This window comes from Methylorubrum podarium (assembly GCF_022179745.1).
GTDB lineage: Bacteria > Pseudomonadota > Alphaproteobacteria > Rhizobiales > Beijerinckiaceae > Methylobacterium > Methylobacterium podarium.
Genome location: NZ_BPRD01000571.1, coordinates 1 through 3,393, shown reverse-complemented (window position 1 = coordinate 3,393; position 3,393 = coordinate 1). Strand labels below are relative to the sequence as shown.

The following is a 3,393-nucleotide window of genomic DNA, read 5'->3' as shown; positions in this document are numbered from 1 at the left end:
CGCCTCATCCTGAGGTGCCCGCGAAGCGGGCCTCGAAGGATCCTCCAGATCCCGCGCGCGTCCTGGAGGACCCTTCGAGGCCTCCGCTTCGCGGCGGCACCTCAGCGTGAGGGAGATGGATGGGACGCGCGTGGCAGGATGCTTTCCGTGGGCGTGCCCTTCGGCAGCATGTGGGGCCGCCAGCGGCGGTGCATCCACAGCCATTGGCCGGGATGCTCGCGCACCCATCCCTCGACCACGCGCGTCATCGCCTGCATCGCGCCCTGAACTTCGATCAGCCCGTCGGGGCCGCGGGGCAGGTCGAGGGGCGGCGTCAGTTCGAGCAGGAACCGCCCGCCTTCCTTGCGCACCACCCGCGCGCCGTGGACCGGGCAATCGTGGTGCCGGGCGAGCTTGCCGAGCAGCGGGTTGGCCAGCACGGGCCGGCCGAAGAACTGAACCACCACGCCGCGGGTGAAGTGCTGGTCGATGAGCTGGCCGAGATGGCCGCCGCGCTCCACCACGCCCTGCATGGCGAAGACGGCGCCGGGGCCGGAGGCGGCCAGGCCCCCCATAGTCTTGCGGCGCACCTCCTGCACCAGCTGGGCGGCGGCCGGGTTGTTCGGCGGCCGGAACACCGCCGTGGTCTCCAGCCCGAATTTTTCCGCGCAGATCGCCGGCAGCTCCCAGTTGGCGAGGTGGGCTGAGAAGATCAGGCCCGGCCGGCCGTCGTCGCGAATCGCGAAGAACTGCTCCAGTCCCCGCACCTCCATGCGCTGGGTGGCGAGGTTCTCGGGATCGTAGTCGAAGATCGTGTCGAGATGGGCGTATTCCGCGCCCGTGCGGCCGAGATTGTCCCAGGCCTCGAGCGCGATGGCCCGCAGCCGCCGCTCGTCCTCCTTCGGGTAGGCCGCGCGGAGATTGGCCATCGCCGTGCGGTGGGAGGGCAGGAACGGGCCGACGAGCTGCGCGAGCCGGCCGCCGGCCGCGCTCGCCCGGTCGGTGCCGAGCATCCGCGCGAGCAGGAACACCGCCCGGATCAGCGGGATGGTCGCGAGTCCCGCCAGCCGAGGCAGGTTCCGCCGCAGGATCAGCGCGAGGCGCAGCACAGCTGGTTCATCGAGAGCGTGTTGGGGGGAGGTTCGCAGGGCGGCATAAAGTATTTTTTCCGAGCAAGCGAGCATGCCCGCCGCGAAACGGCAAAGGCCGCCGGCCCATGCGCGGACCGGCGGCCTCCGGAAGGCTTCAACTGGCGGTGTCGATCAGACGAAGTGCTGGCCGCCGTTGATGGTGAGCGTCGAGCCGGTGACGAAGCCGGCCTCGTCGCTGGCGAGATACTCGACCGCGTGGGCGATCTCGTCGGCCTCGCCGAGGCGGCCGGTGGGGATCGTCGAGATGATCTTGTTGCGGATGTCCTCCGGCACGGCCATCACCATCTCGGTGGCGATGTAGCCGGGGGCCACCACGTTCACGGTGATGCCCTTGGAGGCGCTCTCCTGCGCCAGCGCCTTGGCGAAGCCGATCACGCCCGCCTTGGCCGCCGAGTAGTTGGTCTGGCCGGCCTGGCCCTTCTGGCCGTTGATCGACGAGATGATGATGATGCGCCCGAAATTGCGCGAACGCATGCCCTCGATCAGCGGCCGGGTGCAGGTGAACATCGAGTCGAGGTTGGTCTTGATGACCGCCTGCCACTTGTCGAAGCTCATCTTGTGGAAGGCGCCGTCGCGGGTGATGCCGGCATTGTTCACCAGGATGTCGATCGGCCCGAGCTCGGCCTCGATCGCCTTGATACCGGCCTCGCAGCTCGCGAGGTCGCCGACGTCGAACTTGAACACCGGAATGCCGGTCTCGGCCTTGAAGGCGTTGGCGGCCTCGTCGTTGCCGCCGTAATTGGCGGCGACCTTGTAGCCCTTGTCCTTCAGGCGCTTCGAGATCGCGGCGCCGATGCCGCGCGTTCCACCCGTGACGAGGGCGACGCGTTCCTGAGCCATGGTTTCCTCCGTGTTCCCGGTTCGGGTTGTTGTTGAGAGTGCCTCGCAAAACGCCCGATCAGCGATCGGTTCCCTTCGGCTGCGACGGCGCGGCGGGCGTTTTGTGAGAGACACTAAGACGGTTTGCGAAACACCCGCGAGGCGTGTGGCCGACAGATGGATGATCCTGTCATGACCTTCGCGGGGCGGCCCGCAGCGCATCATCCCCGCCTGTGTAGCGGGGCGGCGGCGGACCTGCATCGCATTTAAATTTCACAAACCCTCAAGCCGTTTTCGTCAAATTCAGCTTGAATTCGGCGTGAAGGAGGGCGAGGCCGCCCTCCCTCCGAGCCGGTCGGTCAGACCCGCTCGACGCACATGGCGACGCCCATGCCGCCGCCGATGCAGAGCGTGGCGAGGCCCTTCTTGGCGTCGCGGCGCTTCAGCTCGTGCAGCAGGGTGATGAGGACGCGCGCGCCCGAGGCGCCGATCGGGTGGCCGATGGCGATGGCGCCGCCGTTGACGTTCACCTTCTCGTCGTCCCAGCCCATGTCCTTGTTCACGGCGAGCGCCTGCGCGGCGAAGGCCTCGTTGGCCTCGATCAGGTCGAGGTCGGACGGCTTCCAGCCGGCCTTGTCGAGGGCCTTGCGCGAGGCCGGGATCGGGCCGGTGCCCATCACCTTCGGATCGACGCCCGCGGTCGCCCAGGAGACGATCCGGGCGAGCGGCTTGATCCCGCGCTTCTCGGCTTCCGAGGCCGACATCAGTACCAGGGCGGCGGCGCCGTCGTTGAGGCCCGAGGCGTTGGCGGCGGTCACGGTGCCGTCCTTGGCGAAGGCGGGCTTGAGCTTGCCCATCGCCTCGACGGTGGCGCCGTCGCGGATGTACTCGTCGGTGTCGACGACGGTGTCGCCCTTCTTGCCCTTCACCGTGACGGGGACGATCTCCTCCTTGAACCGGCCCTCCTTGCGGGCGGCCTCGGCCTTGTTCTGCGAGCGGGTCGCGAACTGGTCCTGCTGCTCGCGGGTGAGCTGGAAGGCCTGGGCGACGTTCTCGGCGGTCTGGCCCATGTGGTAGCCGTTGAAGGCGTCCCACAGCCCGTCCTTGATCATCGTGTCGACGAGCTTGAGGTCGCCCATCTTCTGGCCGCCGCGCAGGTACTGCGCGTGGGGGGCGAGCGACATCGATTCCTGGCCGCCCGCCACGATCACCTTGGCGTCGCCGTTGGCGATCTGCTGCATGCCGACCGCGACGGTGCGGAGCCCCGAGCCGCAGACCTGGTTGAGGCCCCAGGCGGTCGCCTTCTCGGGGATGCCCGCGGCGATGGCGGCCTGGCGGGCCGGGTTCTGCCCGGCGGCGGCGGTGAGCACCTGGCCGAAGATCACCTCGTCCACCTCGTCCGGCGAGACGCCCGCGCGCTCCAGGGCGGCCTTGATCGCCACGG

Annotated in this window: 3 protein-coding genes; all 3 read right to left on the bottom strand. The window is 69.0% G+C overall.

Features of this window, described 5'->3' with window-relative positions; genetic code table 11:
- Nucleotides 1-101: 101 nt before the first annotated feature.
- Nucleotides 102-1,088 (bottom strand): lipid A biosynthesis lauroyl acyltransferase, encoded by a 987-nt coding sequence (locus tag MFF42_RS23740; protein ID WP_238258254.1) that lies wholly within the window; start codon nt 1,086-1,088, stop codon nt 102-104.
- Nucleotides 1,089-1,241: 153 nt separating this feature from the next.
- Nucleotides 1,242-1,970 carry an acetoacetyl-CoA reductase gene (gene phbB / locus MFF42_RS23735; protein ID WP_238258252.1) on the bottom strand — a complete coding sequence of 243 codons (729 nt, stop codon included), beginning with the start codon at nt 1,968-1,970 and terminating at the stop codon, nt 1,242-1,244.
- A 338-nt stretch (nt 1,971-2,308) separates the two neighbouring features.
- The coding region (locus MFF42_RS23730) for an acetyl-CoA C-acetyltransferase (RefSeq protein WP_238258249.1) at nt 2,309-3,393 on the bottom strand (1,085 nt) is incomplete at its 5' end.

Coding starts and splice junctions, on each gene's coding strand:
- phbB (WP_238258252.1), bottom strand. CDS start 1,970: ATGGCTCAGGAACGCGTCGCCCTCGTCACGGGTGGAACGCGCGGCATC.